Here is a 26,533-nt window from a genome sequence, read left to right as displayed (position 1 = left end):
CTGCGGCAGGGCATGGCCAACTTTAAGGCGGCATTGTAGTACAAAACACGGTGTTTTGGCTAAGGTTTTTACCCTGTGGCGTTTTTGGCTTTGCAGGCCGTCTGAAAAGGTTTCAGACGGCCTGCGGTTTGAAAAGGCGTTTAGCGGGCTTTAGAGGGGTGGCGTGCGATATCGGGCGTGGCCACTTTTACGTCGGCGTTTTGGGCGCGGTGGCGCAAGGCGTGATCCATCAGCACCAGCGCGAGCATGGCCTCGGCTATCGGCGCGGCGCGCAGGCCGACGCAGGGGTCGTGGCGGCCGTGGGTGGCGATTTCCACGGCTTGGCCGTTGATGTCGATAGAGCGGCGCGGTGTGGCGATGCTGCTGGTGGGCTTGATGGCGAAGTTGGCGCTGATGGTTTGGCCGGTGGAGATGCCGCCCAAGATGCCGCCGGCGTGGTTGCTCAAAAAGCCTTCGGGCGTGAGCTCGTCGCCGTGTTCACTGCCGCGCTGGGCTACGCTGGCGAAGCCCGCGCCGATTTCTACGCCTTTGACGGCGTTGATGCTCATCAGGGCGTGAGCGATGTCGGCATCGAGGCGGTCGAATACGGGCTCGCCCAAGCCCACGGGCACGTTGCGGGCTTCGACGGTGAGCTTGGCGCCCACAGAATCGAGCGATTTGCGGATGCTGTCCATGTAGTTTTCCAGCTCGTCGATCTGGCTGGCGTTGGCGGCGAAAAACGGATTGCGGCCAATGTGTTCCAAGCCTTCAAATGCAATGGCTTTTTCGCCGATTTGGGTGACGTAGGCGATGATTTCGGTGTCGAATTGTTCGCTCAGCCATTTTTTGGCAATGGCACCGGCGGCCACGCGTGCGGCGGTTTCGCGGGCGGAAGAGCGGCCGCCGCCGCGATAATCACGGGTGCCGTATTTGTGCCAATAGGTGTAGTCGGCGTGGCCGGGGCGGAATTGCTGCGCGATGTTGCCGTAGTCTTTGCTGCGCTGGTCGGTGTTGCGGATTAAGAGGGCGATCGGTGTGCCGGTAGTGCGGCCTTCAAACACGCCGGATAAAATTTCCACTTCGTCGGCTTCGCGCCGTTGGGTGACGTGGCGGCTGGTGCCCGGGCGGCGGCGGTCGAGATCGGTTTGGATGTCGGCTTCGCTGATGGAGAGCCCGGGCGGGCAGCCGTCGATGATGCAGCCGAGTGCGGGGCCGTGGCTTTCGCCGAAAGTGGTGACGGTAAAGAGTTGTCCGAATGTGTTGCCAGCCATGATGTGCAAAATAGGGAAAAAAGGAGCTTGAGTGTAGCACAAATCAATCGCTGCATGCCGCCGGATGCGATATATAACTTTTGGTTCTATCTTCAGCAAATCTTATTCTTTCCTTTTTTTGTGCCGGCTTTGTAGAATGCATGTTCCCTCATGCCGTAGTGCACAACCATATCATTAATAATATTCGAAAAATAAGGAATCATCATGGCCCGTTTGACCGTACATTCTGTTGCCACCGCTCCCGAAGCCGCCAAAGCGCGCGTGGAAGCTGCCGAGAAAAACAATGGCTTTTTGCCCAATCTGATTGGCGTGTTGGCCAATTCGCCGGCGGCATTGGCGATGTATCAAGATGTGGGTGCGCTCAATGCCACCACCAGCTTGAGCGCCGGCGAGCGCGAGGTGGTGCAGATTACTGCCGCCGTGTTAAACCAGTGCGGTTTTTGCAAAGCCGGCCACACTGCGCTTTCTACCAAGAAAAAGCTCTTGGAGCCGCAAGCGATGGAGGCCTTGCGCAATACCACGGCGCTGGACGATGCCAAGTTAAACCAATTGGCGCTGTTTACCCAATCGGTGATTGCCAACAAAGGCAATGTGGCCGACGACGAGCTGCAAGCCTTTTTTGCGGCGGGCTACAATGAGCAGCAGGCGCTGGAAGTGGTGCTGGGTGTGGCTTTGGCCACTTTGTGCAATTTTGCCAATAATCTGGCACACAATGAAATCAACCCGCAGCTGCAAGCTTATGCCTGATGTTTCAGACGGCCTTGCATGCCCATTCCAATTTGAATGGGCATCACAGCAAACAGGCCGTCTGAAACAGTTTGACCGATAAAAGGAACACTTTATGAGCAAACAAGCCGAATGGATAGATGCCGTACGCGCGCTGACCAAAACCGCGCTGCGCCCGCTGGTGGATGAAATCGACCGCAAAGGGCTGTATCCCGAAGCCTTTATGCGCGAGCTGGGCGGAATCGGCGGCTTTGCCTGCGTGGGCACTGAAGCCGAGGGCGGCAACGGCCTGGGGCTTTCGGCGCAAATCGATGTGATTCGCGCGGTAGGCGGCGAATGCGGCGCCACGGCGTTTTCGGTGTGGTGCCAAAGTGCTTGTGCCTGGTATTTGCACCAAAGCGAAAACGAGGCGGTGCGCACCCGCTATTTGGCCGATGTGCTGCAAGGCAAAGTGTTGGCCGGCACGGCGATGTCAAACACGGTGAAGCATTTGGCCGATATTGAGAAGCATTTGCTGCAGGCTGAAAAAGTGGCGGGCGGCTATGTGGTGAGCGGCTCGCTGCCGTGGGTGTCGAATATCGGCGAAGATCATGTGTGGGCGGCCACTGCGCAAATCGGCGATGGCTATGTGATGTTTATCACCGGCGGGCGCGCTGAAGGTGTGAGTTTGCAGGCTTGCCCCGAATTTTGTGCGCTGGAAGGCACGCGCACTTTCGGCGTTCGCTTTGATAAGGTGTTTGTGGCGGATGAAGATGTGCTGGCGGCACCTGAAGCATTTGCCGGCTATATCGGCCGCATCAAGGCGGGCTTTATTTTGCTGCAAATGGGCATAGGCGGCGGCATTATCGATGGCTGCCTCGGCGTGATTCGTTTGGCCGATGTGAGCGGCCGCGAAATCAACCGCTATCTCGATAATGGCTTTGATGCGCTTCAGACGGCCTTGAATCAGGCTTGGGAAGAAACCGGCCCCTTAGCCGATGCCGCTTGGCACAACCGCCCCGAATTGCTGCCCACACTGAAACTGCGCCTGGCCGCTTCTGAATTGTGTTTGGCGGCGGCGCAATCGGCTTCACTGCATGCGGGTGCTAAAGGCTATTTGATGCGCAGTCCGGCGCAGCGGCGCAACCGCGAGGCGATGTTTGTGGCCATCGTCACCCCCGCCGTCAAACATTTGCGCAAAGAAATCGCCGCGCTGGAAGCGGCTTGATAGCGCTTTCAGACGGCCTGTTGAAGTTGTTTAAAAGAAAAGGCCGTCTGAACACCATGAAAGGATAAGCATGGCACAATATATGTGCGGCCCTTGCGGCTGGATTTATGATGAAGAGCTGGGTGACCCCGAGCACGGCTTAGCGCCGGGCACGCTGTTTGCCGATATTCCCGATGATTGGCGCTGCCCGGAATGCGGCGTGGGCAAAGATGATTTTTATCTGCTCGATTTTGTGATTTGATGCGGATGTTGAAGTTAGGTATCAAGTAAACACAGGCCGTCTGAAAGCGTTCAGACGGCCTGTGTTGGTGTTGATTAATATTTGGCCTCAACCAGACGGTTGTTGCGGTAAGCAGGCCGTGGGTCGGATTCTTGAATCCGGCACTTGTTTGTAGAGTAAAGCACGCACATTGCCTTGGCCAATGGCCAAACGTCGAATTCAATAATCCGAGCTACGCGGATGCTGCCAAACTGTTTTTATTTTGTAAGCTTATTTTTTAGGATGGGCATAAAACCAATGCCGTCTGAAAGCGTTCAGACGGCATTGGTTTTGCTCTGATTAATATTTGGCATCAACCAAGCGGTTGTTGCGGTAAGTTTGCTGCTGCATCAGGTTGCCGTTGTAGGCATAAATGTTCAGCGTGCCATCGGCAGGGTGGGCGCGGAAATTCATCAGCTCATTGCGCGGCAGCACATAAGGATCGGTGCGCTTGCGGCTGTTGTCGCTGTAGAAATCCTGCACGGTGTATTCGTTGCCGCGCTTGCCGATGAGCTGGCGGTAAAAGCCGCCGGCAGCGGAAGCATTGCGCGGTTTGCCTTGCGCATCGAAATAAGTCACGATTTGCTCTTCGATGACATTAAGGCCGCTGTTGTCGTTTTGATTGCCGCTGCGGGTTTTGTCGAGGCCGACCGGAATATTGATGGAAGTGCCCAAGCCGACATGGTTGCCGATGCTGGTGCCCACACCCAGCCCCACCGACATGCCGGGCGTGCCGACCGTGCAGGCGCTCAACAGCAAAACCAAGGCGCAAGAGGGGAGGAAAGGTTTCATGAAGGCTCCTTCGTGATTCAAAATAAGAGGGTGGGCAAGCAAATGTTTTAAGTATATCGGGATTTGCACTTTTTCGGCGTTAGCGTTGGTAAAGGCTGCGGCATGTGGGCGGCATTTGCTTTGGTGCTGCACATGTGAAAAAGCACGTTCAGACGGCCTGAGCGTGCTTTTGATATATAGAGCCGAATCAAGTCTGCTTGATTTCGGTTTGAATGGAAACTTATTTCATGCTCAGCTGTGCGCCGGCTTCGGAAAATTTAATTTCTTTCACAAAGCTGAATTCGCTCGCTTCGCCATTGATGAATACGGGGCGCATAATTTGACCGTTCATCCAAGCCACGGCGGCTTTATCGATAGCTGCCGAGCCGCTGCTGCGAATCACGCGCACATTGCTGGTTTCGCCTTTGGGGCTGAGGGTGAGGCGCATGGCCACATTGCCGGTGATCGGTGCGTGAGCTTCGGAGGCTTTTTGGTAAAATTGCACATCTTGTGCGGCAGAGATGGCGGGAAGGGTGAGCAGCGCGGCGGCAGCCAGCGCAAGGGTGCGGGGGAAGTTCATGGGAAATCCTTACGTAAGTGTTTAAATAATTATTTGTAATTCAATCCGGCAATTAAATTGCTTGAATATATATTTGGTTGAATTATCATGTTTTTATGTTTGTTTATTTTGCATGAGGGGCTTTGAATGCGCAAGCAAAAAGCGCCTTAAATTTTGAAGATAATCGGTTTATTCTTTAGATAAACGGTATTTTTTTAATGGGAAAATGGATGTAAAGCAAGATGATGGGTAAGTAATAATGACAAATAAATCAAGGTTGCGATAAAAATCCATTTTAAAATAATTATTTATATAATTACCCTTGTTGCATGTTTGATGAATTGGAAGTCTTTTTCAATTAAAATATACCGTTTATCTGGAAAATGAGCCGACTATTTGATTGTTGTGTTTTGGCAACGATGGGCGCGATGGCAGGGAAAAACGGTCGGGAAATGTTTCAGACGGCCTCAAACTTATCTGCCGATATGGTGTAGAATTCAGCCTGATTGCCTACATATTTTGCGCTGCCGGATGAAATAAAAGGCCGCAAAAAAAGTAAGGCACCCACCCAAACGGCAGGCGCATCGATTTAAAAGCGCGTGCTGTTATAGAGAAAAAGCATGAAAAAACTGAAATTTACCAAGATGCACGGCTTGGGCAATGATTTTATGGTGGTTGACGGCGTGAATCAGGCGTTTGAACCGCAAGAAGCGCCGTTAACCCAATGGGCAAACCGCCATACCGGCGTGGGCTTCGATCAGCTTTTGCTGGTGGAAAAAGCCGGCGCGGCCGATGTGGATTTCCGCTACCGCATTTTCAATGCTGATGGCAGCGAAGTGGAGCAGTGTGGCAATGGTGCGCGCTGCTTTGCACGCTTTGTGGCCGATAAAGGGCTCAGCAGCAAGCAGGAAATCAGGGTGGAAACGGCGCGCGGCGTGATTGTGCCGCGGCTGCTGGATAGCGGCTTGGTTGTGGTGAATATGGGCAAGCCGCGTTTGATGCCGTCTGAAATTCCGTTTGTGCCGGCTGCCGGCGAGGCCGACGATGCGCTCACGCATATTGTGTTGGTGGGGCTCGAATCGGTGCCGCTGAGCTGTGTGAACATGGGCAATCCGCATGCGGTGTTGCTGGTGGATGATGTGGACACGGCACCGGTGGCGCGCTGGGGCGAAGCGATTGAATCGAACGAGCAATTTCCCGAGCGTGTAAACGTGGGCTTTATGCAGGTGCTGGATGAGGGGCATATCCGTTTGCGCGTGTATGAGCGCGGCGCGGGCGAAACGCAGGCTTGCGGCACCGGCGCTTGCGCCGCCGTGGTGGCGGGCGTGCGCTTGGGTTTGCTGCAGGCGGCATCGCAAATACGCGTGAGCCTGCCCGGCGGCGATTTGCATATCGAGTGGCAGCCGGGCGATGATGTGATGATGACAGGCCCCGTGCAAACGGTGTTTGAAGGTGAGTTGCAATACTGATGAACAAACAAAATGTATTGAATTTTTTAGCGGAAAATCCGGATTTTTTGGCCGAACATGCCGAAACCTTGGGCGTGCGCCTGCGTGACGACAAAGTGCGCTCGTTTGCGCAGGCTCAGCTGGCGGCGGCGCAAATCAAAGCCGATAAAATGGCAGCGCAAATGGCGCAAATGATGGCAGCTGCCGAAGCCAACCATGCCACTATGCAGCGCTTGCTGGCGTTGGATATCGCTTTGCTGCGTGCCAACACGGTGGCGCAGGCCGTGCAGGCGCTCTACCGCAGCCTGGAGCAGGATTTCGGTTTGCAGCAATACCGGCTGGTGTTGGCGGCAGAGGCTCAGAATAAGGCTAAAATCCCGCCGGCGCTGTGTGTGGCCGATGAACGGACAAAAGCCGAAATCGCAGCCATGGAGGCACCGATGTTGGGCAGCAAAATCAGCCCGGCCTTGCGCACTTTGCTGCCGGCAGATGGCAAAGTGGCGGAGAGCTTTTTGCAGCTGCCGGTGCCCATCGGCGGCCGAACCGGGGCGCTGTTGCTGGCGGCTGATGAAGATGTGGCGCGGTTTGGTGAAGATTTGCCCACCGAATGGATTGTGCGCATGGCCGAAGCCGTGGGCGCGGTGTTGTCGCGTGTGATGGGTTATCGTTGATGGTCGCCAACATCAGTTTGTGGTTTTTAGCCGCTTATATTGCCGTGTTTGTGGTGTTTGCCTATCGGGCGGGCGAATTTCAATGGCTGTGGGGCAGCGTGCTTTTGTGGCTGGGTTTTGGTGCCATCGGCGCGCGCCTGCTGCCGGGGCTGTGGGGCATCACGCATTTGAGTGCGCTTTATATGCCGCATTTTTACATTGCCTTGGCGAGCCTGTTTTTCTTGGTGCCGCGCTGGCAGAAAATGCCTGAAAAACATCGGTGGCAGCTCAGCGGCGGGCAGGCTTTTTTAAGCCTGTTTGCGCTCAGCGGCATGTTGATGAGCGTGGTGTTTGCGCTGTTGCTGGCGATGGTGTGGTATCGTTTTCCCACCGGCATCACACCTTATGTATTGCCGGCGCTGTTGCAGATGTATTTGTTTGAGCCGGTGTATTGGGTGTGTATGCAATCGGTGTTGATGCTGCTTTTTTATCTGCACCGCGTGGTGATTGAAAAGCAGCCGGCCAATTGCTTCAGCCGCCGCCAATTGCAGCTCGGTTTTTTGCTGGCGCTGTTTTTCCAGATGGCTTTCGTGGTGGGGTCGTTGCTGCGGATACGCTATTAATCAGCAAGGCCGTCTGAAAGCAGCGGCATATAACCATTGGTTTTAAGCATGTAAAGATTGGGTATTTGGCTTTCTTTGGCGCGCACGCTAAGATGCAATGGAATCAATTCGACATTAAAAGGAGCAGCTTATTATGAATATTGCACACAGCATCACCGATTTAATCGGCAACACGCCGCTGGTTGAGCTAAACCGCCTCACCGAAGGCCTGGAAGCTCGCGTGGTGGCCAAGCTGGAATTTTTCAACCCGGGTAGCAGCGTGAAAGACCGCATTGCCGTGTCTATGGTTGAAGCGGCGGAAAAGGCCGGCAAAATCCATAAAGATACCGTTATTGTGGAAGCCACCAGCGGCAATACCGGCATCGGTTTGGCGATGGTGTGTGCCGCGCGCGGCTACAAATTGGCCATCACCATGCCTGAGAGCATGAGCAAAGAGCGCCGTATGCTGCTGCGCGCTTTCGGTGCCGAGCTGATTCTCACCCCCGCAGCCGAGGGTATGGGCGGTGCGATTGCCAAAGCGCAGGCGCTGGTGGATGAGCATCCCGATATTTATTTTATGCCGCGCCAGTTTGACAACGAGGCCAACCCGCAAGTGCACCGTGAAACCACCGCCGAAGAAATTTGGCGCGACACCGATGGTCAAGTGGATATTTTCGTTTCCGGCGTGGGCACCGGCGGCACCGTGACCGGCGTGGGCGAAGTGTTGAAATCAAGAAAACCGGGCGTGGAAATTGTGGCGGTGGAGCCGGAAGCTTCGCCGGTGTTGAGCGGCGGCGAAAAAGGGCCGCACCCGATTCAGGGCATAGGCGCGGGCTTTGTGCCCACGGTGCTGAACACGAAAATCTACGACAGCATCATCAAAGTGCCCAATGAAGCGGCTTTTGCCACCGCCCGTGCCATGGCTGAAAAAGAAGGTGTGCTGGTGGGCATTTCTTCGGGCGCTGCCGTGTGGAGCGCGCTAGAGTTGGCTAAAAAGCCGGAAAACAAAGGCAAATTGATTGTGGTGCTGATTCCTTCTTACGGCGAGCGCTATCTTTCTACGCCGCTGTTTGCCGATTTGGTGTAAACCTTATTTATCCGATTTACCCGTAAAAGGCCGTTTCATACCAATCCAAAAAAATAACCTAACTTCGTTGTCTCGCCTTGCCGTACTAGTTGTACTGTCTGCGGCTCGCCGCCTTGTTAGCTTACTTTTTTGAATTGGTATCAGACGGCCTTTTGTTTGGCTTGTGGTTTTAGGGTTTGTTTACATTTCATTACGCGGCAATGCTGGCTCAAAAATGCGCCTGCTGTGTTGAAAATGCTCGCCAGATATTCAACCTTGCTGCGCTTTTTACCTTGCAAGTACGCTTTTGCCCTCATAAACGAAATGTCAGGACGCTCTGGCGGCATACCGTTGGTAGGATTTGACGGCAAAGTACCCGATCGTGCTGGAAATCGCCACGCTTGTTTGGTAGTATTGGGGCTTCGATAAATCTGATGATAAAGCGCCATGAAAAAGCATATTCCCCTTTTATTTGTAATGGCGGCACTGAGCGGTTGCAGCTCGGTTTACCTGCCGACACTGAAAGAAGTGCCCGTACGCCCGACCAACGTGGAAACCGGCAGCGCCCAATATCGCCTGGCCGCCAATCACTGGACAGATGTGTCGAAAATCCGTGATGAAGCCACTCGGCTGAGCTATCAGGTGAGCCAAGGCAAAATCACCAAAGTGCAGGCGGCGCAATATTTAAACCGCTACCGCATCCAATTGGTGGGCCGCAATACGGTGGACGACAGCATGTATGAAGTGTATCTGCGCTCCGCGGTCGACAGCCAACGCGGTGAAATCACCACCGAGCAATCGAAGCTTTACATCCAAAATGCGCTCAAGGGCTGGCAGCAACGCTGGCCGAATATGCGCAGCAAGCCGGCTAATCCGGCGTTTACCAACTTCCTGATGGAAGTGATGGACATGAAGCCGTTGCAATAATGCAATGCGCTTATCAAACATCAGGCCGTCTGAAAGCTTTCAGACGGCCTGATGTTTGATGTTTGTTTGAAACAAAGTGCTTTGGCTGGTTGCCTGCGTATCAGCAAGCGCTGTGGGGCGGTTGCGTTTATTTACGCAACAATTTTTCGGTGGCTGCGCGGGCGCGCATTTTGATTTCTTCTGTCATATAACTTTTCATTTGCGAATAAACCAGCGCAATCACCGCGATATCATCGGTGAAACCAAGTGGCCCGAGTAAATCAGGAATGCTGTCGATGGGGCTGAAAAAATAAACCAACGCGCCCAAAATAATCATTTTTGCGCGTTTGGGTGTGGCAGGTTCTTTAAACAGAAAATAAAGGGCATACAGCTGGCGCACGGCCGGTGCGCCCAAGCGGCCGGCAAAGCGGACGAGTTTTTTTAAAAAGCCGTCTTCATCCAGCTTTTTGCGGCGAAACTCGGGTATAAAATCTTCAGGAGCGGGCTTGCTCATGGTGCTGTCCTTTTAAATGGATGAAAGCATGTTCAAACGATTATAAAATGAAGGGGCGGCGGGCTGATTTCAAGGGCATGGCCGCGGGTTTGTTGTGCAAAGAAGCGTAAGGGGTCGGCCTGCCCGAATTTATTTGCGCTGCTAATGTCAAACAGAGGCCGTCTGAAACGTTTCAGACGGCCTCTGTTTGACATATTTATATCGGTATAATACTAAATCTAAAAAATAACCCAACTGCGTTGTTTCGCTTTGCTGTATGTGTGTACTGTCCGTGGCTCGCCGCTTTGCTGTCTTATACCAATCCAAAAAGATAACCTAACTTCGTTGGTTCGCCTTGCCGTGCTATCTGTACTGTCGTAGGCTTCCGCCTTGTTAGCTTACTTTTTTGAATTGGTATTATTTTTTTAGGTTTGGTTCAAGGCTGATTGCTATTTTTGACGTAACAAAACGCCCGCATCAAGCGGGCGTTTGTGTGGGTGGCAGCTTACAGCAGGTGGGCGACACCGGCTTTTTCTTCTTCTAACTCTTGCAAGGTGATGTTGATGCGTTCGCGGCTGAAGTCGTCGATTTCCAAACCTTCAACCAATTTGTATTCGCCGTTTTCGCAAGTTACCGGAAAGCCGAACATGGTTTCTTCCGGAATGCCGTAAGCGCCGTCGGAAGGAATGCCCATGGTCACCCATTTGCCATCGGTGCCCAGCCACCAGTCGTGAATATGATCGATGGCGGCATTGGCAGCCGAAGCGGCTGAAGAGAGGCCGCGTGCCTCGATAATGGCGGCGCCGCGCTTGCCCACGGTGGGCAGAAACACGTTGGCGTTCCAATCTTGATCATTAATCAAATCTTTTACTTTTTGGCCGTTCACAGTAGCAAAGCGGTAGTCGGCATACATGGTGGGCGAGTGGTTGCCCCATACGCACAGTTTTTCAATGTCGCTGACGGCTGTGCCGGTTTTCTCGGCCACTTGGCTCAAGGCGCGGTTGTGATCCAGGCGCAGCATGGCGGTGAAGTTTTTGGCAGGCAGGTCGGGGGCGGATTTCATGGCGATATAGGCATTGGTGTTGGCCGGATTGCCCACCACCAGCACTTTGACATTGCGGTCGGCCACTTTGTTCAGTGCGGCACCTTGCACGGTGAAGATTTCAGCGTTGGCCTGCAACAAATCAGCGCGTTCCATGCCTTTGCTGCGCGGGCGCGAGCCCACCAAAATGGCCACTTGGGCATCTTTAAAGGCTTCTTCGGGGTTATCGGTGGTAAACATGCCGGCCAGGAGCGGGAACGCGCAATCTTGCAGCTCCATCATCACGCCTTTTACCGCAGTTTGTGCGTGCGGCAAATCGAGCAATTGCAGAATAACGGGCTGGTCTTTGCCCAGCATTTCACCGCTGGCAATACGGAACAATAAGGCATAACCAATTTGGCCTGCTGCGCCGGTAACGGCTACGCGTACGGGTGATTTCATATCCAAAACTCTCCTGGTAATTTTGTTAAGGTGGTGAGGCCGCTGAGGGCGAAAATATATTACTGATTCACCTGGATTTTGAGGTGCGATGTTGGATATTTCCGCGCCTTTCGGGCTGTACGGCATTATATTGAATTTGTTTCACTATAATTGGCTTTTTGATGTGTTTTGTAAACCGTGCCGTGACAGCCTGTATCATACCAAATTTATCTCTTGTAGCAATATTATTTTGTAGCCGGCTGAAACTTTGTGGCCGTCTGAAAATAAAATGCCAATAAAATTGCCGGATGAATAATAAGGTGTGCGCCTTTGCGACAACGTGCTGGAGCTGGTCGGTGTTTTGTTTCCATATTTACGACAAAATAGCATAAGCAGGCGGGCGCGGGCAAAGATGTTTGAAGAGCTGCTTTTAGCGCGGCGGCGCGGCTGCAAGATTTACACTATCGGGCAGATAGGATTTTCAGACGGCCTTTCGAGTAGATGCTCAGGCTAAGCGCTTGTTGTTATTGGGTTCTGCTGTTTTGTAGCAGGATTAGGCAATGGGCTTTGTAAGATTGTTGTTAAATTTCATTAAAAAATCTGCCTCAAAGGGCTGTTCAATAACTGATAAACAATGTAAATTACGCATCACCGTAGTTAGGTGTAGTATTGCCGGCTGCTTGGTTTTTGAGTTTTTTGAGAAAAATAAAGAGGAATTGAAATGCAGACGAAACATCGCCCTGTATTCCTGGAGATCCCCAACATCAGGTTGCCGATCCCGGGGATTGTTTCTATCCTGCACCGCATCAGCGGGGTCATTCTGTTTGTGAGCCTGCCGCTGTTGCTGTGCTTGCTGGCCGGTACGTTGAGCAGTGAAGCTGCTTTTGCCACGTATCAGTCGGTCGTATCCAACCCCTTGGTCAAACTGATTCTGATTGGCTTGCTGTGGGCGTATCTGCACCACTCTATCGCCGGTATCCGCTTTTTGCTGCTTGATGCCCACAAAGGCTTGGAGCTGCAAACCGCCCGCGCCACGGCTAAATTCACATTGGTGGCCGGTTTGGTGTTGACCGTTATCTTGGGAGCGTGGTTATGGTAGAACGTAAACTGGCCGGTGCGCATTATGGCTTGCGCGATTGGGCGATGCAGCGTGTTACTGCGGTGATCATGCTGATTTATACTGTTTTATTTGTGCTTTTCTTGCTGATGTTGCCCAGCGGTTATGATGCTTGGCAGGCATTTTTTGCGCAAACCTGGGTGAAGCTGTTTACCCAAGTTACTTTTGTGGCGCTGTTTTTGCATGCATGGGTCGGCATCCGCGATTTGTGGATGGACTATGTGAAATCATTTGGCTTGCGCCTGTTTCTGCATGTGGCGACCATTATTTGGTTGCTCGGCTGCTTGGTTTATTCGGTTAAAGTAATTTGGGGGTTGGTATGAGTTTTCCCGTTCGCAAGTTTGATGCCGTGATTGTCGGCGGCGGCGGTGCCGGTTTGCGCGCCGCATTGCAATTGTCCAAATCCGGTTTGAATACCGCTGTTTTGTCTAAAGTGTTTCCCACCCGTTCGCACACCGTAGCTGCGCAAGGCGGCATTTCCGCCTCGTTGGGCAATGTGCAGGAAGACCGCTGGGATTGGCATATGTATGACACCGTAAAAGGGTCTGACTGGCTGGGCGATCAGGATGCCATTGAATTTATGTGTCGCCGCGCACCCGAAGCGGTGATTGAGCTGGAGCACATGGGCATGCCGTTTGACCGCGTGGAAAGCGGCAAAATCTATCAACGTCCGTTTGGCGGCCATACGGCTGAGCACGGCAAACGTGCGGTAGAGCGCGCCTGCGCCGTGGCCGACCGTACCGGCCATGCCATGTTGCACACGCTTTATCAGCAAAATGTGCGCGCCAACACGCAATTTTTTGTGGAGTGGACGGCGCTTGATCTGATTCGCAATGAAGAAGGTGATGTGCTTGGCGTAACGGCCATGGAGATGGAAACCGGCGAGGTTTATATTTTCCATGCCAAAGCCGTGTTGTTTGCCACCGGCGGTGCCGGCCGCATTTATGCTTCTTCCACCAATGCCTTTATGAATACCGGTGATGGCTTGGGCATTTGCGCCCGTGCTGGCATTCCGCTGGAAGACATGGAATTTTGGCAATTCCACCCCACCGGTGTGGCCGGCGCCGGTGTGTTGATTACCGAAGGCGTGCGCGGTGAGGGCGGCATTTTGCTCAACTGCGACGGCGAGCGCTTTATGGAGCGCTACGCGCCTACCGTGAAAGATTTGGCATCGCGCGACGTGGTTTCGCGTGCAATGGCAATGGAAATTCACGAAGGCCGTGGTTGCGGTAAGAATAAAGACCATGTGTTGTTGAAAATCGACCATATCGGCGCTGAAAAAATTATGGAAAAGCTGCCGGGCATCCGTGAGATTGCGATTCAATTTGCCGGCATCGATCCGATTAAAGACCCGATTCCGGTGGTGCCGACCAACCATTATATGATGGGTGGTATTCCCACCAATTATTTGGGCGAAGTGATTGTACCTAAAGACGGTGAATATGAAGTGCCGGTAAAAGGCCTCTATGCAGCCGGCGAATGTGCTTGCGCTTCTGTGCACGGCGCCAACCGTTTGGGAACCAATTCGCTGCTGGATTTAGTGGTGTTCGGTAAATCAGCCGGCGACAGCATGGTGGATTATGTGCGCGCGCAAGATGGCTGGAAAGATCTGCCCGCCGATGCAGGTGCATTCACGGCGCAACGCCTGGCGCGTTTGGAAAATCAAACCGGCGGTGAAAACGTGGATGAAGTGCGGCGTGATTTGCAGCGCATGGTGCAAGGCCACGCCGGTGTGTTCCGCACCGATGCGATTTTGAAAGAGGGCGTAGATAAGGTGCTGGAAATTGCCGAGCGCGTGAAGAAAACCGAAATCAAGGATAAAAGCAAGGTATGGAACACAGCGCGTATCGAAGCGCTGGAGCTGGACAATTTGATTGAAGTGGCTAAAGCCACGTTGGTTTCTGCCGAGGCGCGCAAAGAGTCGCGCGGTGCCCACGCTTCAGATGATCACCCCGAGCGTGATGATGAAAATTGGATGAAACATACCCTGTATCATCCGCTCACCAACACCCTGACTTACAAACCGGTTAACACCAAACCGCTGAGCGTAGACTATATCGAGCCGGCCAAACGCGTTTACTAAGGAATACAACACATGGAAAAAATACGTTTTCAAGTGTACCGCTACAATCCTGATGTGGATGCGAAGCCGTACATGCAAGATTATGAATTGGAAGTGGAGCCCACCGACGTTAAGCTTTTGGATGCCTTGGTGAAGCTTAAAGCCCAAGACGACAGCCTGTCGTTCCGCCGCTCCTGCCGCGAAGGCATTTGCGGTTCAGACGGCATGAACATCAACGGCAAAAACGGCTTGGCCTGCCTCACCGATATCCGCAGCCTCAAACAGCCCATTAAGCTGCGCCCGCTGCCGGGCTTGCCGGTGATTCGTGACCTGATTGTGGACATGACCCAATTCTTCAATCAATACCATTCGATTAAGCCTTATGTGGTCAACGACACGCCCGCGCCTGAGCGCGAACGCCTGCAAACGCAGGATGAGCGCAAAGAGCTTGATGGTTTGTATGAATGCATTTTGTGCGCCTGTTGCTCGACTGCCTGCCCGTCGTTTTGGTGGAACCCCGATAAATTCGTCGGCCCCTCCGGCTTACTCAATGCCTACCGCTTTATTGCCGATAGTCGCGACACCATCACCAACGAGCGTTTGGATAACCTGAACGACCCTTACCGGCTGTTTCGCTGCCACACCATTATGAACTGTGTGGATGTGTGTCCGAAGCACTTGAACCCGACCGGAGCCATCGGTAAGATTAAAGAAATCATGTTGAAACGGGCTGTGTAAGCTATGCCGGCTTTTGACGAAACCGCAAAGCGGCGTATCCGCTTTCAAACCCGCCGTGGGCTGCTCGAGCTGGATATTTTGCTCGGGCGGTTTATGGATAAAGAATTCCAGCATCTGAGTGATGATGAATTGGCTGTGTTTGTGGAAATTTTGGATTTGCCCGACCAGGAGTTTCTGGCTTTGGTCAATGAAAAAGAAGAAGCCGGCAAGCCTTATTTCGTTCCTCTGTTGGAGAAAATCAGAAAGGCCTGATGCACCCTAAGCTTCACAAGCCAGATGTTTTGAGGCCGTCTGAAACAAAAACCAGCAGTTTTAACTGCGTCGCTTTTACATAAGAAAAAAGGAGTTGAAGAGATGTCTAAAACCGTTAAATTGCAAGTAGAAGGTAAAGAGGCCTTGGAGCTGCCGGTATTGGAAGGCACCTTGGGTAACGATGTTGTCGATATCCGCACCTTCACCAAAGGCACGGGCATGTTTACTTTCGACCCCGGCTTTGTGTCTACGGCAAGCTGTGAATCGAAAATCACCTTTATCGATGGCGACAAAGGCCAGCTTTACTATCGCGGCTATCCGATTGAGCAGCTGGCTGAAAACAGCGACTATCTGGAAACCTGCTATCTGCTGATTAACGGCGAATTGCCGACTGCCGAGCAAAAGGCCAAATTTGAAGAAACCGTGCTGCGCCACACCATGGTGCATGAGCAGCTCACTTGGTTCTTCCGCGGTTTCCGTCGCGATGCCCACCCGATGGCCATGATGGTTGGCGTGGTTGGCGCACTGGCTGCGTTTTATCAAGACAGCTTGGATATTAATAATGCCGATCACCGCCGCATTGCCGAATTCCGCCTGATTTCCAAAATTCCGACGATTGCGGCCATGTGCTACCGTTATTCCAACGGTTTGCCGTTCAATTATCCGAAAAATGATTTGTCTTACACCGCCAACTTCATGCACATGATGTTTGCCACGCCGTGCGAAAAATACGAACCCAACCCGGTGTTGGTGCGCGCGCTGGACCGCATCTTTATTCTGCATGCCGATCACGAGCAAAATGCTTCCACTTCTACCGTGCGTTTGGCCGGCTCTTCGGGTGCAAACCCGTTTGCCTGTATCGCAGCCGGCATTGCCAGCTTGTGGGGGCCGGCACACGGCGGCGCCAATGAGGCTGTGTTGAAAATGTTGGACGAAATCGGCGATGTATCGCGCGTGCCTGAATTTATGGAAGGCGTGAAAGAGCGTAAATACCGCCTGATGGGCTTCGGCCACCGCGTTTACCGCAATATGGATCCGCGCGCCAGCATTATGCGTGAAACCTGCTATGAAGTGCTCAAAGAGCTGGGCTTGGAAAACGATCCGAAATTCAAGCTGGCGATGGAATTGGAAAAAATCGCCTTGAGCGATCCGTTCTTTATCGAGCGCAAGCTGTATCCGAATGTTGATTTCTACTCAGGCATCGTATTGTCGGCGCTGGGCATTCCTGTGTCGATGTTTACCGTGATTTTCGCACTGGCACGTACCGTGGGCTGGATTTCGCATTGGCATGAAATGATTGCCGAGCCCGGCCAAAAAATCGGCCGTCCGCGCCAGCTTTACACCGGTTCGCCGCGCCGCGATTATGTGCCGGTAAACCAGCGCTGAAAAGTATCAGCCGAGGTTTCAGACGGCCGTTTGTAACAAAATGTAGTCAGTTTGGACGGCTTAATGTTATATGTTAATGAAGTTGTGTAAAACAACTTTAAGCATCAACGATACCCGGCAGTCGGAGAGTAGAATAAGCACATTTCAGAAACAGTAGTTTGTTTTGGAAATAGGGCGGATTCTACTCTTTATTTTTAACATAAAAAGGGCTTAAGCCATGATGGACGACAAACAGAGCTTTTCTTATTTATTCGGCTCCAACGCACCTTATATCGAAGAATTATACGAAAACTACCTCAACGATCCCAATTCGGTGGATGAACACTGGAAACAATATTTTACCCAGTTAGCGGCACAGCCCGGCGCGGTGGAGCGTGATATTGCGCACCGCCCGATTCAGGAATCTTTCGCTAATCTGGCCAAACGCAAAGCTACTGCTGCCGTGTCGGGCAGCATTGATTTTAATTTGATGAAAAAACAGGTGTCGGTATTGCGCCTGATGTCTGCCTATCGCATTCAGGGTGTGGGGGCAGCCAAGCTCGACCCGCTCAACCGTGTGCCACCCAGCAATGTCGAAGCGCTTGATCCGGCTTACCACGGCCTGACCGATGCCGATATGGCGGTGAAATTCAGCATGGGCGACGGCGATTTTTCAGGCAATACCAGCCTGCCGCTGGCCGAAATCATCAGCAAACTCAAGCAAACTTATTGCGGCCATATCGGTATTGAATATATGTATATTTCCAATACCGATGAGCGCCGCTGGATTCGCAGCCGCTTTGAAACCGAGCTCTCCACGCCGAAATACAATGCCGATGAAAAGCGCCGTATTCTCAAACAGCTCACTGCTGCCGAAACGTTAGAGCGCTATCTGCACACCAAATATGTCGGCCAAAAACGCTTTTCGGTAGAAGGCGGCGAGAGCGCCATTGCCGGTTTGAATTACCTGATTCAAAATGCCGGCAAAGACGGCGTGGAAGAAGTGGTAATCGGCATGGCGCATCGAGGCCGTCTGAACGTGTTGGTCAACACTTTGGGCAAGTTGCCGCGTGATTTGTTTGCCGAATTCGAAGGCAAGGCCGCAGCCACGCTGCCCAGCGGCGACGTGAAATATCATATGGGTTTCAGCTCCGATTTGGCCACGCCCAACGGCCCCATGCATGTTACCTTGGCGTTTAACCCTTCGCATTTGGAAATTGTGAACCCGGTGGTGGAAGGCTCGGTGCGTGCCAAGCAGCGCCGCCGCGGTGATGACGGCCCCAATCAAGTGCTGCCGGTGTTGATTCACGGCGACTCGGCCTTTATCGGCTTGGGCGTGAATCAGGCAACATTCAACTTGTCGCAAACGCGCGGCTACACCACCGGCGGCACCGTGCATTTGGTCATCAACAACCAAATCGGTTTCACCACTTCTGATTTGCGCGATATGCGCTCATCCGCCCATTGCACCGATTTGGCCAAAATGGTGGAAGCGCCGATTTTCCATGTAAACGGTGATGATCCGGAAGCCGTATGTTATGTGATTCAGGCAGCTTTGGATTACCGCAAAGCGTTCCATAAAGATGTGGTGATCGACTTGGTTTGCTTCCGCAAGCTCGGCCATAACGAGGGCGATGATCCTTTCTTAACCCAGCCGATGATGTATCGCAAAGTGTCGCAACATCCGGGCACACGCGCGCTTTATGCCGACAAATTGTTGAAAGAAGGCGTGATCAAGGCCGATGAGGCCGAAGCCTACATTCAGGAATACCGCGAAGCGTTGGATAAAGGCGAGCAGGTTGAGCAAACCCGCCTGACCGATTACGAGAGCAAACACCGCGTGGATTGGTCGAAATACAGCGGCCAAGATTGGCGCGAAGCCGTGAGCAGCGGTTTGCCGGCTGCCGATATCCAGCGTTTGGCCGACAAATTCACCGAAGTGCCGCAAGGCTTTGCGCTGCACAATACGGTGAAAAAGCTGTTGGAAAGCCGCAAGGCCATGGCCGCCGGCGAGCAGCCGATTGATTGGGGCATGGCCGAAACCATCGCTTATGCAAGCTTGGTGACCAAAGGCACGCCGGTGCGCATTTCCGGTGAAGATTCCGGCCGCGGCACGTTCTCGCACCGCCATGCCGTGCTGCACGATCAAAACCGCGAAAAACGCGATGATGGCGCTTATGTGCCGCTGAGCCATATGAGCGAGCAGCAAGCCAGCTTTATTGTGATCGATTCTATTCTCAATGAAGAAGCCGTGATGGCTTACGAGTATGGTTTTGCCTGCTCGGCGCCCGACCGCTTAACCATTTGGGAAGCGCAATTCGGCGATTTTGCCAACGGCGCGCAAGTGGTGATCGACCAATTCTTGTCGTCCGGCGAAACCAAATGGGGGCGCTTGTGCGGCCTGACCGTGATTCTGCCGCACGGCTACGACGGCCAGGGCCCCGAGCACTCGTCTGCCCGTTTGGAGCGCTGGCTGCAATTGTGCTCTGAAGACAATATGCAGATTGTGATGCCGTCTGAAGCTTCGCAAATGTTCCACATTCTGCGCCGTCAGGCTTTGCGCTCCTATCGCAAGCCCTTGGTGATTTTCATGTCGAAACGCTTGCTGCGCTTTAAAGATTCTATGAGCCCGCTGAGCAATTTCACTGAAGGTTCGACTTTCCGTCCGGTGATCGGTGATGTGGCCGAGCGCGCCGATAACGGCAGCGTGAAGCGTGTGGTGCTGTGTGCAGGGCAGGTGTATTACGATTTGGCCAAAGCGCGCGATGAGCGCAACTTGGCCGATGATGTGGCCATCGTGCGTGTGGAGCAGCTTTATCCGTTCCCGTATGATGAAATCAAGGCTGAGCTGGCGAAATACCCGAATGCCAAAGAAGTAACGTGGGCGCAGGAAGAGCCGCGCAATCAGGGTGCGTTTTACCAAATCCGCCACCGCATCGAGCGCGTGTTGGATGCTTCGCAAACCCTCTCGTTTGCCGGCCGCCCGACCAGCGCTTCGCCTGCTGTAGGCTATATGAGCAAACACGTTGCCCAGCTCAAGCAGCTGATCGACGATGCCCTGACCTTAAACTAAACGCCAAATGCCGTCTGAAAGCTTTTTCAGACGGCCACACATCCCATTGGAGAACAACATGATTGTAGAAGTTAAAGTCCCTTTATTGTCAGAGAGCGTGTCGGAAGGCACTTTGATGAGCTGGCACAAAAAAGTCGGCGATGCCGTTGCGCGCGATGAAATCCTGATTGATGTGGAAACCGACAAAGTGGTGTTGGAAGTGCCCTCGCCGCAAGCCGGCGTGTTGGTGGAAATCATTGCCCAAGACGGTGAAACCGTGGTGGCCGAGCAGCTGCTGGCCAAAATTGACACCGCAGCCCAAGCCCAAGCGGCCGCGCCTGCTGCCGAAGCCGCACCGGCTGCAGCCGCAGCGCCGGCTTCCAATGCCCAAGCCGGTGTGGCGATGCCCGCCGCTGCCAAGCTAGCCGCCGAAAAAGGCGTGGATGTGGGCAGCGTGCAAGGCTCGGGTCGTGATGGCCGTGTGTTGAAAGAAGATGTGCAAGCTGCCGCTGCTGCACCTAAAGCCGCTGCGCCTGCTGCGCCCGTGCCTGCCGGCGAGCGCCCCGAGCAGCGTGTGCCGATGAGCCGCCTGCGCACCCGCGTGGCCGAACGCTTGCTGGCTTCTCAGCATGAAAATGCTATTCTCACCACGTTTAATGAAGTCAACATGAAGCCGGTGATGGAGTTGCGCAACAAATACAAAGAAAAATTTGAAAAAGAGCACGGCGTGAAGCTGGGCTTTATGTCGTTCTTTGTAAAAGCCGCTGTGGCTGCGCTGAAAAAATATCCGGTGGTGAATGCTTCAATCGACGGCAACGATATCGTGTATCACGGTTACTTCGATATTGGTATCGCCATCGGCAGCCCGCGCGGTTTGGTGGTGCCGATTCTGCGCGATGCCGATCAAATGAGCATTGCCGATATCGAAAAAGCGATTGTGGATTACGCGGTGAAAGCCAAAGACGGCAAAATCGCGTTGGAAGAGCTCACCGGCGGCACTTTCAGCATCACCAACGGCGGCACTTTCGGCTCGATGATGTCCACCCCCATCATTAATCCGCCGCAATCGGCCATTTTGGGCATGCACGCCACCAAAGAGCGTGCCATGGTTGAAAACGGCCAAGTGGTGGTGTTGCCGATGATGTATCTGGCGCTCTCTTACGACCACCGCATTATCGACGGGCGCGAAGCCGTGTTGACGCTGGTGGCCATCAAAGATGCGCTGGAAGACCCGGCTCGCTTGCTTTTGGATTTGTAAGCGGTTTTTCAGACGGCCTCAAAAATGTGTGGCCGTCTGAAACATTTAAAAAGGAATGAACATGAAATACGCCATTGTGTTGTCCGTCTTGATGTTGAGCGCTTGCGCAGGCATGGCAGGCAAAGAGTATTCCGTGCAAGCCTACAATAGCCGCGGCCAGCTGCTGAACAAGCAGATGGCACTCGACAGCAGCAGATCCGGCATTCCGATTGCGCGCGATTCATTGTGCAAAACCTATCCCAATGCCACCATTCGTGTGTATAACAACATTACCAAACAAGAGCTTGGCGACATGAGCCCGTATTCATGCAAACGCTGAGCCCACAGGCCGTCTGAAAACCTGCAAGGCTTGTTTCAGACGGCCTGTATTTATTGCATCAAACAAATATTAAAGTTAAAGGATGATTATGTCTCAATTTGACGTAGTGGTTATCGGTGCGGGCCCCGGCGGCTATATCGCCGCCATTCGCGCCGCCCAACTCGGCTTCAACACCGCCTGCATCGATGCGGGCGTCAACAAGGCCGGCGATGCACCCGCGCTCGGCGGCACCTGCCTGAATGTGGGCTGCATTCCTTCCAAAGCGCTGTTGCAGTCTTCCGAGCATTTCCACACCGCGCAACACGATTTTGCCGAACACGGCATCAGCGTGGAGGGCTTGGCCTTTGATGCGGCCAAAATGGTTGAGCGCAAAGATGCCATTGTGACCAAGCTCACCGGCGGCGTGAAATTTCTGTTTCAGAAAAACAAAGTGGCCAGCTTTTTCGGCAAGGGCAGCTTTAAAGGCAAAAACGGCGATCTCTATCAAATCGAAGTGGACAACAACGGCGAAAAAACCGTTATCGAAGCCAAAAACGTGATTGTGGCCACCGGCTCCGTGCCGCGCCCGCTGCCCTTGGTGGAAATCGATAATGTAAACGTGCTGGATAACGAAGGCGCGCTCAATCTGACCGAAGTGCCGAAAAAGCTCGGCGTGATCGGCTCGGGTGTGATTGGTTTGGAAATGGGCTCGGTGTGGAAGCGCGTGGGCTCGGATGTGACCATACTCGAAGCCATGCCCACTTTCCTGGCCGCCGCCGACCAGCAAATTGCCAAAGAAGCCCTGAAAATCTTTACCAAAGAGCAAGGCTTGGCGATTGAATTGGGCGTGCAGCTCAATGAAATCAAAAACGATAAAAAAGGCGTTACCGTGGCTTATGAAGTGGGCGGCGAAAAGAAAGCCGAAACCTTCGACAAGCTCATTATCTCTATCGGCCGCATCCCGAACACCGCCGGTTTGAATACCGAAGCCGTCGGCCTGGAAAAAGACGAACGCGGCTTTATCAAAGTGGATGGTGATTGCCGCACCAACCTGCCGGGCGTGTGGGCAATCGGTGATGTGGTGCGCGGCCCGATGCTGGCGCACAAAGCCAGCGATGAAGGCGTGGCCGTGGCCGAGCGCATTGCCGGCCAAAAACCGCATATCGATTTCAACACCATTCCGTTTGTGATCTACACCGACCCTGAAATTGCCTGGGTGGGCAAAACCGAAGAGCAGCTCAAAGCCGAGGGCGTGGCCTATAAAAAAGGCCAGTCGGGCTTTGCGCCCAACGGTCGTGCGCTGGCGCTGGGCAAGGCAAAAGGCATCGTTAAAGTGTTGGCCGATGCCCAAACCGACCGTATTTTGGGTGTGCACATGATAGGCCCGATTGTGTCTGAACTGGTGGCCGAAGGCGTGATGGGCATGGAATTTAAAGCCAGCAGCGAAGACATTGCCCGCATTGTGCACGCACACCCGACCTTGTCGGAAGTAATGCACGAAGCCGCTTTGGCGGTGGACAAGCGCGCCTTGCACGGCTAAATCCGCTTGGTTTGACAGAAAACAAGGCTATCCGGGGCAAGATTCGGGTAGCCTTGTTTTATTTTTAAAGGAGTTTTATATGCTGAACGCTTTACAACGCCCGCAGCACCGTGAATGGCTGCTTGAGCAGGCCGAAGCCTTGCTAGAATTTGCACGCAAAGCCCGGCAACCGTTGGGCTTTGCCTATCTCGATAAAAACGGTGAGCCCGATTTCGGCCAGCCGATTCAAGCCTGGATCAGCTGCCGCATGACCCATATCTACAGCATCGGTGCGCTGATGGGCATGGAAGGTTGCCGTGAAATGGCTGAGCACGGCATCCGCAGCCTGCTGGACAGCTTTCAAGATCCGCAACACGGCGGCTTTTTCGAGGCCATCAATCATCAGCCCGATGCAGCCGGCCATGCTGTGCCCACACCGGATGGCGAACGCAAAACGGCTTATGCACATGCTTTTGTGTTGCTGGCGGCATCCAGCGGCCTGATTGCCGGCATTGAGCGTGCCGGTGAATTATTCAATGCCATCAGCGGCGTAATCGACCGTCATTTTTGGGAGGTGGGGGCGGGCAAAATGCGCGAATCTTTCTCACGCGATTTTGGCGAATGCGAAGCCTATCGCGGCGTGAATGCCAATATGCACAGCGTGGAAGCCTGTTTGGCCGCTTTTGATGCGCAATTATCGTTGGGCGTGGCTGCAAACGATGAGCGTGCGGCGCGTTGGCTGGCGCGTGCCAATTCGATATTGGGCTTTGTGCTGGATTTGGCCGGCCGGCACGATTACCGCATTCCCGAGCATTTTGATGCGCATTGGCAGGTGCTGTGGGATTACAACGAAAACGACAAAACCCACCAGTTCCGCCCCTATGGTGCCACGGTCGGCCATGCGCTGGAATGGGCACGCCTAGCTTGCCATGCGCTGGCAATGAATCAAAAATATGGTGTTGATGCGGGTGAGCACTATGCGCGCGATGCTTACGGCTTGTTCCGGCAATCGCTCGGCAACTGGCATGGCGACGGCGCGGCCGGTTTTGTGTATACCACCGATTTTCAAGGCGTGCCGATTGTGCGCGAGCGTATGCATTGGGTGTTGTGCGAGTCCATTGGTGCGGCGGTGGCTTTAGACGGTGTGAATGCGGCTGATGCGCCGGTGGGGGATTTGGGTTTGGCCGAAGCTTATGTGGCAACCGGCTTGGGTGGTGAATTTTCTTATTGGTATGAACAGTTTATCGCTTATGCCGACCGGTATTTGATTGAAGCGCCCGGGCGCTGGCACCACCAGCTAGACACAGAAAACTTGCCGGCAGAAGGCATTTGGGCGGGCAAGCCGGATATTTATCATGCTTTTCAAGCGTTGATGCTGCCGCTGTTGCCGTTTGGTCCATTCATTACCCGGGCGGTAAAAATATCGTCGGCCGTTGATTGATTGGGTTTGTGCTGCAAAAGGCCGTCTGAATATTTTCTTTCAGACGGCCTTTTGCAACAGCGTTATAATGCGCAACCTTCGTAATAAAAGCACACCATGAATAAAGAATTATTGGGCATTATCTTTTTGCCCGCCGGCGTGATCTCTATGTGTTTGGCCGCTTTATGGCAGATGTATGTGATGATGACCGAAAGCTACACGCTCAACCGCTTTAAAGACCGGCAATTGGTGTGGGTGGTGGCGGCCTTGTTTTTCAGCTTCAGCCTGGCGGTGTATTGGTTTTGCCCCAATGCGCGCAAAAAAGGGTTGCTGTTTGCGCTGCTTGGCGTGGCGGGCGTGGTGATGTATGTGCTGGCGCGGATGTGGTTGCCGTTTAACCGCTAGGGTCTGTTCACATTTCATCCGTGCGTAAGATTTTGAGCGCAAAAGCGCGCTTGCAAGGCGAAAAGCGCAGCAAGGTTGGACACCTTGCGAGCATTTTCAACGCGGCAGGCGCGTTTTTGAGCCAAAAGATTGTCACGAGATGAATTGTGAACAGACCCTAGTGGTGTTGTGCGATGTAATTGGCTGAGGCCGTCTGAACGCATTTAGTGCCAAATCAGGGTTTGAATAAAACGATTCGAGCATGATTATTGCTTTCAGACGGCCTGATATTTTAAGGTGCGCATTTGCCCGCCGAGCGCAGGCGCGCTGCTGCCTGGGCTTGATGAAAGTAATAAAAATCGGCTTTCGGAAGCACAAAATAGTGTATTCCGACTAAATTTCGACTATAATCTTTCTGTTATTCCAAGCAGTCGGATTCTGGCGTTTTGCGCATCGCAGCGCCGATTATCAACAACTATAGAGGACGATTTCATGAACTTACATGAGTATCAGGCAAAAGAACTGTTGGCAAGCTACGGCCTGCCCGTGCAAGGCGGCATTTTGGCAGCCAGCGGCGATGAAGCGGCAGCGGCCTATGATCAATTGGGCGGCAAATTTGCCGTGATCAAAGCCCAGGTTCATGCCGGCGGACGCGGTAAAGCGGGCGGCGTGAAAGTGGTGAAAAGCCGCGAAGAGGCCAAAGAAGTGGCCGACAGCCTGATTGGCAAAAACCTGATTACTTACCAAACCGATGCCAACGGCCAGCCGGTCAACAGCGTGTTGGTATGTGAAGACATGTATCCGGTGCAAACCGAGCTTTATCTGGGTGCGGTGGTTGACCGCTCCACCCGCCGCGTGACCTTTATGGCCTCTACCGAGGGCGGTGTGGAAATCGAAAAAGTAGCCGAAGAAACCCCCGAAAAAATTATCAAAACCACGGTAGATCCGCTGGTGGGCCTGCAACCTTGCCAAGCGCGCGAAGTGGCGTTTGCATTGGGTTTGGAAGGCAAACAAATCAATGAATTCGTGAAGCTAATGAGCGGCGCCTACCGCGCTTTTGTGGAAAACGATTTCGCCCTGTTTGAAATCAACCCCTTGGCCGTGCGCGAAAACGGCGAGCTCGCCTGCGTGGACGGCAAAATCGGCATCGACAGCAACGCCCTCTACCGCCTGCCGAAAATCGCCGAATTGCGCGATAAATCGCAAGAAAACGAGCGCGAGCTGAAAGCATCCGAATTCGACCTCAACTATGTTGCCCTCGAAGGCAACATCGGCTGCATGGTAAACGGCGCGGGCCTGGCCATGGCCACCATGGACATCATCAAACTTTACGGCGGCCAACCGGCCAACTTCCTCGACGTGGGCGGCGGTGCCACCAAAGAGCGCGTGGTTGAAGCTTTCAAACTGATTTTGGAAGACCAATCGGTGCAAGGCGTGCTGATTAATATTTTCGGCGGCATCGTGCGCTGCGACATGATTGCCGAGGCCATTATCGCCGCTGTGAAAGAAGTGAACGTAACCGTGCCCGTGGTGGTGCGTTTGGAAGGCAATAACGCCGAATTGGGCGCGAAGCTCTTGGAAGAATCCGGCCTGAAACTGACCTCTGCCGACGGCCTGGCCGACGCAGCCCAAAAAATCGTTGCCGCCGTTAAAGCCTAAGGAGAGAATG

The 26,533-nt window shown here is 53.4% G+C and carries 27 protein-coding genes; 21 read left to right on the top strand and 6 right to left on the bottom strand.

Annotated elements, in window-relative coordinates; all coding sequences use genetic code 11:
* Positions 1-140: 140 nt before the first annotated feature.
* Positions 141-1,250, bottom strand: a complete 1,110-nt coding sequence (gene aroC / locus LVJ78_RS09595; protein ID WP_132954156.1) for a chorismate synthase — start codon at positions 1,248-1,250, stop codon at positions 141-143.
* 204 nt (positions 1,251-1,454) lie between these two features.
* Between aroC and LVJ78_RS09590 the strand changes: the two genes are divergently transcribed.
* From LVJ78_RS09590 to LVJ78_RS09580, 3 genes are all read left to right on the top strand, one after another.
* Positions 1,455-1,997, top strand: a complete 543-nt coding sequence (locus tag LVJ78_RS09590) for a carboxymuconolactone decarboxylase family protein (protein WP_132954155.1) — start codon at positions 1,455-1,457, stop codon at positions 1,995-1,997.
* Between the two features lie 94 nt (positions 1,998-2,091).
* Positions 2,092-3,183, top strand: a complete 1,092-nt coding sequence (locus LVJ78_RS09585; protein ID WP_132954154.1) for an acyl-CoA dehydrogenase family protein — start codon at positions 2,092-2,094, stop codon at positions 3,181-3,183.
* Between the two features lie 70 nt (positions 3,184-3,253).
* Positions 3,254-3,424, top strand: a complete 171-nt coding sequence (locus LVJ78_RS09580; protein WP_132954153.1) for a rubredoxin — start codon at positions 3,254-3,256, stop codon at positions 3,422-3,424.
* Between the two features lie 318 nt (positions 3,425-3,742).
* Here the strand turns inward: LVJ78_RS09580 and LVJ78_RS09575 are convergent, their stop codons facing one another.
* Together LVJ78_RS09575 and LVJ78_RS09570 are read right to left on the bottom strand one after the other, a co-directional pair.
* The gene (locus LVJ78_RS09575; RefSeq protein ID WP_132954152.1) at positions 3,743-4,234 is read right to left on the bottom strand and encodes a NemA protein; all 492 of its coding nucleotides are present in this window, start codon (positions 4,232-4,234) and stop codon (positions 3,743-3,745) included.
* A gap of 220 nt (positions 4,235-4,454) precedes the next feature.
* Complete coding sequence (locus LVJ78_RS09570; protein WP_132954151.1) at positions 4,455-4,793, bottom strand: TonB family protein; 339 nt, start codon at positions 4,791-4,793, stop codon at positions 4,455-4,457.
* 599 nt (positions 4,794-5,392) lie between these two features.
* Between LVJ78_RS09570 and dapF the strand changes: the two genes are divergently transcribed.
* The 4 genes from dapF (at position 5,393) to cysK (ending at position 8,559) form a co-directional block, all read left to right on the top strand.
* Complete coding sequence (gene dapF, locus LVJ78_RS09565; RefSeq protein WP_132954150.1) at positions 5,393-6,241, top strand: diaminopimelate epimerase; 849 nt, start codon at positions 5,393-5,395, stop codon at positions 6,239-6,241.
* On the top strand, positions 6,241-6,891 hold the full coding sequence (locus tag LVJ78_RS09560) for a DUF484 family protein (RefSeq protein WP_132954149.1): 651 nt from the start codon (positions 6,241-6,243) through the stop codon (positions 6,889-6,891). Before dapF ends, LVJ78_RS09560 begins: the two co-directional genes overlap by 1 nt.
* Positions 6,891-7,493 carry a hypothetical protein gene (locus LVJ78_RS09555; protein WP_243650359.1) on the top strand — a complete coding sequence of 201 codons (603 nt, stop codon included), beginning with the start codon at positions 6,891-6,893 and terminating at the stop codon, positions 7,491-7,493. The genes LVJ78_RS09560 and LVJ78_RS09555 overlap by 1 nt, the downstream gene beginning before the upstream one ends.
* A gap of 133 nt (positions 7,494-7,626) precedes the next feature.
* Positions 7,627-8,559, top strand: coding sequence for a cysteine synthase A (gene cysK, locus LVJ78_RS09550; RefSeq protein ID WP_132954147.1), 933 nt, complete (start codon positions 7,627-7,629; stop codon positions 8,557-8,559).
* 140 nt (positions 8,560-8,699) lie between these two features.
* On the opposite strand, the gene LVJ78_RS09545 is transcribed toward cysK, so the two are convergent.
* A complete protein-coding gene (locus LVJ78_RS09545) occupies positions 8,700-8,987 on the bottom strand; it encodes a hypothetical protein (RefSeq protein WP_165870923.1) in 288 nt (95 codons plus the stop codon).
* Here LVJ78_RS09545 and LVJ78_RS09540 point away from each other — a divergent pair.
* Positions 8,986-9,465, top strand: a complete 480-nt coding sequence (locus LVJ78_RS09540; RefSeq protein WP_132954146.1) for a prokaryotic membrane lipolipid attachment site family protein — start codon at positions 8,986-8,988, stop codon at positions 9,463-9,465. The two genes, LVJ78_RS09545 and LVJ78_RS09540, sit on opposite strands and share 2 nt — an antisense overlap.
* 127 nt (positions 9,466-9,592) lie before the next feature.
* On the opposite strand, the gene LVJ78_RS09535 is transcribed toward LVJ78_RS09540, so the two are convergent.
* Positions 9,593-9,958, bottom strand: coding sequence for a YkvA family protein (locus LVJ78_RS09535; protein ID WP_132954145.1), 366 nt, complete (start codon positions 9,956-9,958; stop codon positions 9,593-9,595).
* Between the two features lie 484 nt (positions 9,959-10,442).
* The gene (locus tag LVJ78_RS09530) at positions 10,443-11,420 is read right to left on the bottom strand and encodes a malate dehydrogenase (RefSeq protein ID WP_132954144.1); all 978 of its coding nucleotides are present in this window, start codon (positions 11,418-11,420) and stop codon (positions 10,443-10,445) included.
* Positions 11,421-12,120: 700 nt separating this feature from the next.
* On the opposite strand from LVJ78_RS09530, the gene sdhC reads away from it, so the two are divergent.
* The 13 genes from sdhC (at position 12,121) to sucC (ending at position 26,523) form a co-directional block, all read left to right on the top strand.
* A complete protein-coding gene (sdhC, locus tag LVJ78_RS09525; RefSeq protein ID WP_132954143.1) occupies positions 12,121-12,498 on the top strand; it encodes a succinate dehydrogenase, cytochrome b556 subunit in 378 nt (125 codons plus the stop codon).
* On the top strand, positions 12,492-12,839 hold the full coding sequence (gene sdhD, locus LVJ78_RS09520) for a succinate dehydrogenase, hydrophobic membrane anchor protein (RefSeq protein WP_132954142.1): 348 nt from the start codon (positions 12,492-12,494) through the stop codon (positions 12,837-12,839). The genes sdhC and sdhD overlap by 7 nt, the downstream gene beginning before the upstream one ends.
* Positions 12,836-14,599 carry a succinate dehydrogenase flavoprotein subunit gene (sdhA, locus tag LVJ78_RS09515; RefSeq protein ID WP_132954141.1) on the top strand — a complete coding sequence of 588 codons (1,764 nt, stop codon included), beginning with the start codon at positions 12,836-12,838 and terminating at the stop codon, positions 14,597-14,599. Before sdhD ends, sdhA begins: the two co-directional genes overlap by 4 nt.
* Before the next feature lie 12 nt (positions 14,600-14,611).
* Complete coding sequence (locus LVJ78_RS09510; RefSeq protein WP_132954140.1) at positions 14,612-15,316, top strand: succinate dehydrogenase iron-sulfur subunit; 705 nt, start codon at positions 14,612-14,614, stop codon at positions 15,314-15,316.
* 3 nt (positions 15,317-15,319) lie between these two features.
* Positions 15,320-15,568: an FAD assembly factor SdhE gene (locus tag LVJ78_RS09505; RefSeq protein WP_132954139.1), complete on the top strand. Its 249-nt coding sequence runs from the start codon at positions 15,320-15,322 to the stop codon at positions 15,566-15,568.
* Positions 15,569-15,670: 102 nt separating this feature from the next.
* Entirely contained in the window at positions 15,671-16,954 is a 1,284-nt protein-coding gene (gene gltA / locus LVJ78_RS09500) for a citrate synthase (RefSeq protein WP_132954138.1), read from the top strand.
* Between the two features lie 217 nt (positions 16,955-17,171).
* The gene (locus tag LVJ78_RS09495; protein ID WP_132954137.1) at positions 17,172-20,006 is read left to right on the top strand and encodes a 2-oxoglutarate dehydrogenase E1 component; all 2,835 of its coding nucleotides are present in this window, start codon (positions 17,172-17,174) and stop codon (positions 20,004-20,006) included.
* A 58-nt stretch (positions 20,007-20,064) separates the two neighbouring features.
* The gene (gene odhB / locus LVJ78_RS09490; protein ID WP_132954136.1) at positions 20,065-21,243 is read left to right on the top strand and encodes a 2-oxoglutarate dehydrogenase complex dihydrolipoyllysine-residue succinyltransferase; all 1,179 of its coding nucleotides are present in this window, start codon (positions 20,065-20,067) and stop codon (positions 21,241-21,243) included.
* Positions 21,244-21,304: 61 nt separating this feature from the next.
* A complete protein-coding gene (locus LVJ78_RS09485) occupies positions 21,305-21,562 on the top strand; it encodes a hypothetical protein (RefSeq protein ID WP_132954135.1) in 258 nt (85 codons plus the stop codon).
* Between the two features lie 88 nt (positions 21,563-21,650).
* On the top strand, positions 21,651-23,081 hold the full coding sequence (gene lpdA / locus LVJ78_RS09480) for a dihydrolipoyl dehydrogenase (RefSeq protein WP_132954134.1): 1,431 nt from the start codon (positions 21,651-21,653) through the stop codon (positions 23,079-23,081).
* Positions 23,082-23,160: 79 nt separating this feature from the next.
* Complete coding sequence (locus tag LVJ78_RS09475) at positions 23,161-24,501, top strand: AGE family epimerase/isomerase (protein ID WP_132954133.1); 1,341 nt, start codon at positions 23,161-23,163, stop codon at positions 24,499-24,501.
* A 96-nt stretch (positions 24,502-24,597) separates the two neighbouring features.
* On the top strand, positions 24,598-24,885 hold the full coding sequence (locus LVJ78_RS09470; protein WP_132954132.1) for a hypothetical protein: 288 nt from the start codon (positions 24,598-24,600) through the stop codon (positions 24,883-24,885).
* Positions 24,886-25,356: 471 nt separating this feature from the next.
* Positions 25,357-26,523, top strand: coding sequence for an ADP-forming succinate--CoA ligase subunit beta (sucC, locus tag LVJ78_RS09465; RefSeq protein ID WP_132954130.1), 1,167 nt, complete (start codon positions 25,357-25,359; stop codon positions 26,521-26,523).
* Positions 26,524-26,533 lie beyond the last annotated feature (10 nt).

Source organism: Uruburuella suis (assembly GCF_022870845.1).
Classification (GTDB): Bacteria; Pseudomonadota; Gammaproteobacteria; order Burkholderiales; family Neisseriaceae; genus Neisseria; species Neisseria suis.
Note: the sequence above shows the minus strand (reverse complement) of the source record. Positions and strands in the feature narration are given on the sequence as shown.

Bases quoted from the DNA above. Each gene is read 5' to 3' on its own strand.
- LVJ78_RS09540 (WP_132954146.1), top strand. From the start codon at position 8,986: ATGAAAAAGCATATTCCCCTTTTATTTGTAATGGCGGCACTGAGCGGT.
- LVJ78_RS09580 (WP_132954153.1), top strand. From the start codon at position 3,254: ATGGCACAATATATGTGCGGCCCTTGCGGCTGGATTTATGATGAAGAG.
- aroC (WP_132954156.1), bottom strand. From the start codon at position 1,250: ATGGCTGGCAACACATTCGGACAACTCTTTACCGTCACCACTTTCGGC.
- LVJ78_RS09590 (WP_132954155.1), top strand. From the start codon at position 1,455: ATGGCCCGTTTGACCGTACATTCTGTTGCCACCGCTCCCGAAGCCGCC.
- LVJ78_RS09535 (WP_132954145.1), bottom strand. From the start codon at position 9,958: ATGAGCAAGCCCGCTCCTGAAGATTTTATACCCGAGTTTCGCCGCAAA.
- sdhC (WP_132954143.1), top strand. From the start codon at position 12,121: ATGCAGACGAAACATCGCCCTGTATTCCTGGAGATCCCCAACATCAGG.
- lpdA (WP_132954134.1), top strand. From the start codon at position 21,651: ATGTCTCAATTTGACGTAGTGGTTATCGGTGCGGGCCCCGGCGGCTAT.
- gltA (WP_132954138.1), top strand. From the start codon at position 15,671: ATGTCTAAAACCGTTAAATTGCAAGTAGAAGGTAAAGAGGCCTTGGAG.
- LVJ78_RS09585 (WP_132954154.1), top strand. From the start codon at position 2,092: ATGAGCAAACAAGCCGAATGGATAGATGCCGTACGCGCGCTGACCAAA.
- LVJ78_RS09510 (WP_132954140.1), top strand. From the start codon at position 14,612: ATGGAAAAAATACGTTTTCAAGTGTACCGCTACAATCCTGATGTGGAT.
- LVJ78_RS09495 (WP_132954137.1), top strand. From the start codon at position 17,172: ATGATGGACGACAAACAGAGCTTTTCTTATTTATTCGGCTCCAACGCA.
- LVJ78_RS09545 (WP_165870923.1), bottom strand. From the start codon at position 8,987: ATGGCGCTTTATCATCAGATTTATCGAAGCCCCAATACTACCAAACAA.
- dapF (WP_132954150.1), top strand. From the start codon at position 5,393: ATGAAAAAACTGAAATTTACCAAGATGCACGGCTTGGGCAATGATTTT.
- LVJ78_RS09560 (WP_132954149.1), top strand. From the start codon at position 6,241: ATGAACAAACAAAATGTATTGAATTTTTTAGCGGAAAATCCGGATTTT.
- sucC (WP_132954130.1), top strand. From the start codon at position 25,357: ATGAACTTACATGAGTATCAGGCAAAAGAACTGTTGGCAAGCTACGGC.
- odhB (WP_132954136.1), top strand. From the start codon at position 20,065: ATGATTGTAGAAGTTAAAGTCCCTTTATTGTCAGAGAGCGTGTCGGAA.
- LVJ78_RS09530 (WP_132954144.1), bottom strand. From the start codon at position 11,420: ATGAAATCACCCGTACGCGTAGCCGTTACCGGCGCAGCAGGCCAAATT.
- LVJ78_RS09570 (WP_132954151.1), bottom strand. From the start codon at position 4,793: ATGAACTTCCCCCGCACCCTTGCGCTGGCTGCCGCCGCGCTGCTCACC.
- LVJ78_RS09555 (WP_243650359.1), top strand. From the start codon at position 6,891: ATGGTCGCCAACATCAGTTTGTGGTTTTTAGCCGCTTATATTGCCGTG.
- LVJ78_RS09575 (WP_132954152.1), bottom strand. From the start codon at position 4,234: ATGAAACCTTTCCTCCCCTCTTGCGCCTTGGTTTTGCTGTTGAGCGCC.
- cysK (WP_132954147.1), top strand. From the start codon at position 7,627: ATGAATATTGCACACAGCATCACCGATTTAATCGGCAACACGCCGCTG.
- LVJ78_RS09505 (WP_132954139.1), top strand. From the start codon at position 15,320: ATGCCGGCTTTTGACGAAACCGCAAAGCGGCGTATCCGCTTTCAAACC.
- sdhA (WP_132954141.1), top strand. From the start codon at position 12,836: ATGAGTTTTCCCGTTCGCAAGTTTGATGCCGTGATTGTCGGCGGCGGC.
- LVJ78_RS09470 (WP_132954132.1), top strand. From the start codon at position 24,598: ATGAATAAAGAATTATTGGGCATTATCTTTTTGCCCGCCGGCGTGATC.
- LVJ78_RS09485 (WP_132954135.1), top strand. From the start codon at position 21,305: ATGAAATACGCCATTGTGTTGTCCGTCTTGATGTTGAGCGCTTGCGCA.
- sdhD (WP_132954142.1), top strand. From the start codon at position 12,492: ATGGTAGAACGTAAACTGGCCGGTGCGCATTATGGCTTGCGCGATTGG.
- LVJ78_RS09475 (WP_132954133.1), top strand. From the start codon at position 23,161: ATGCTGAACGCTTTACAACGCCCGCAGCACCGTGAATGGCTGCTTGAG.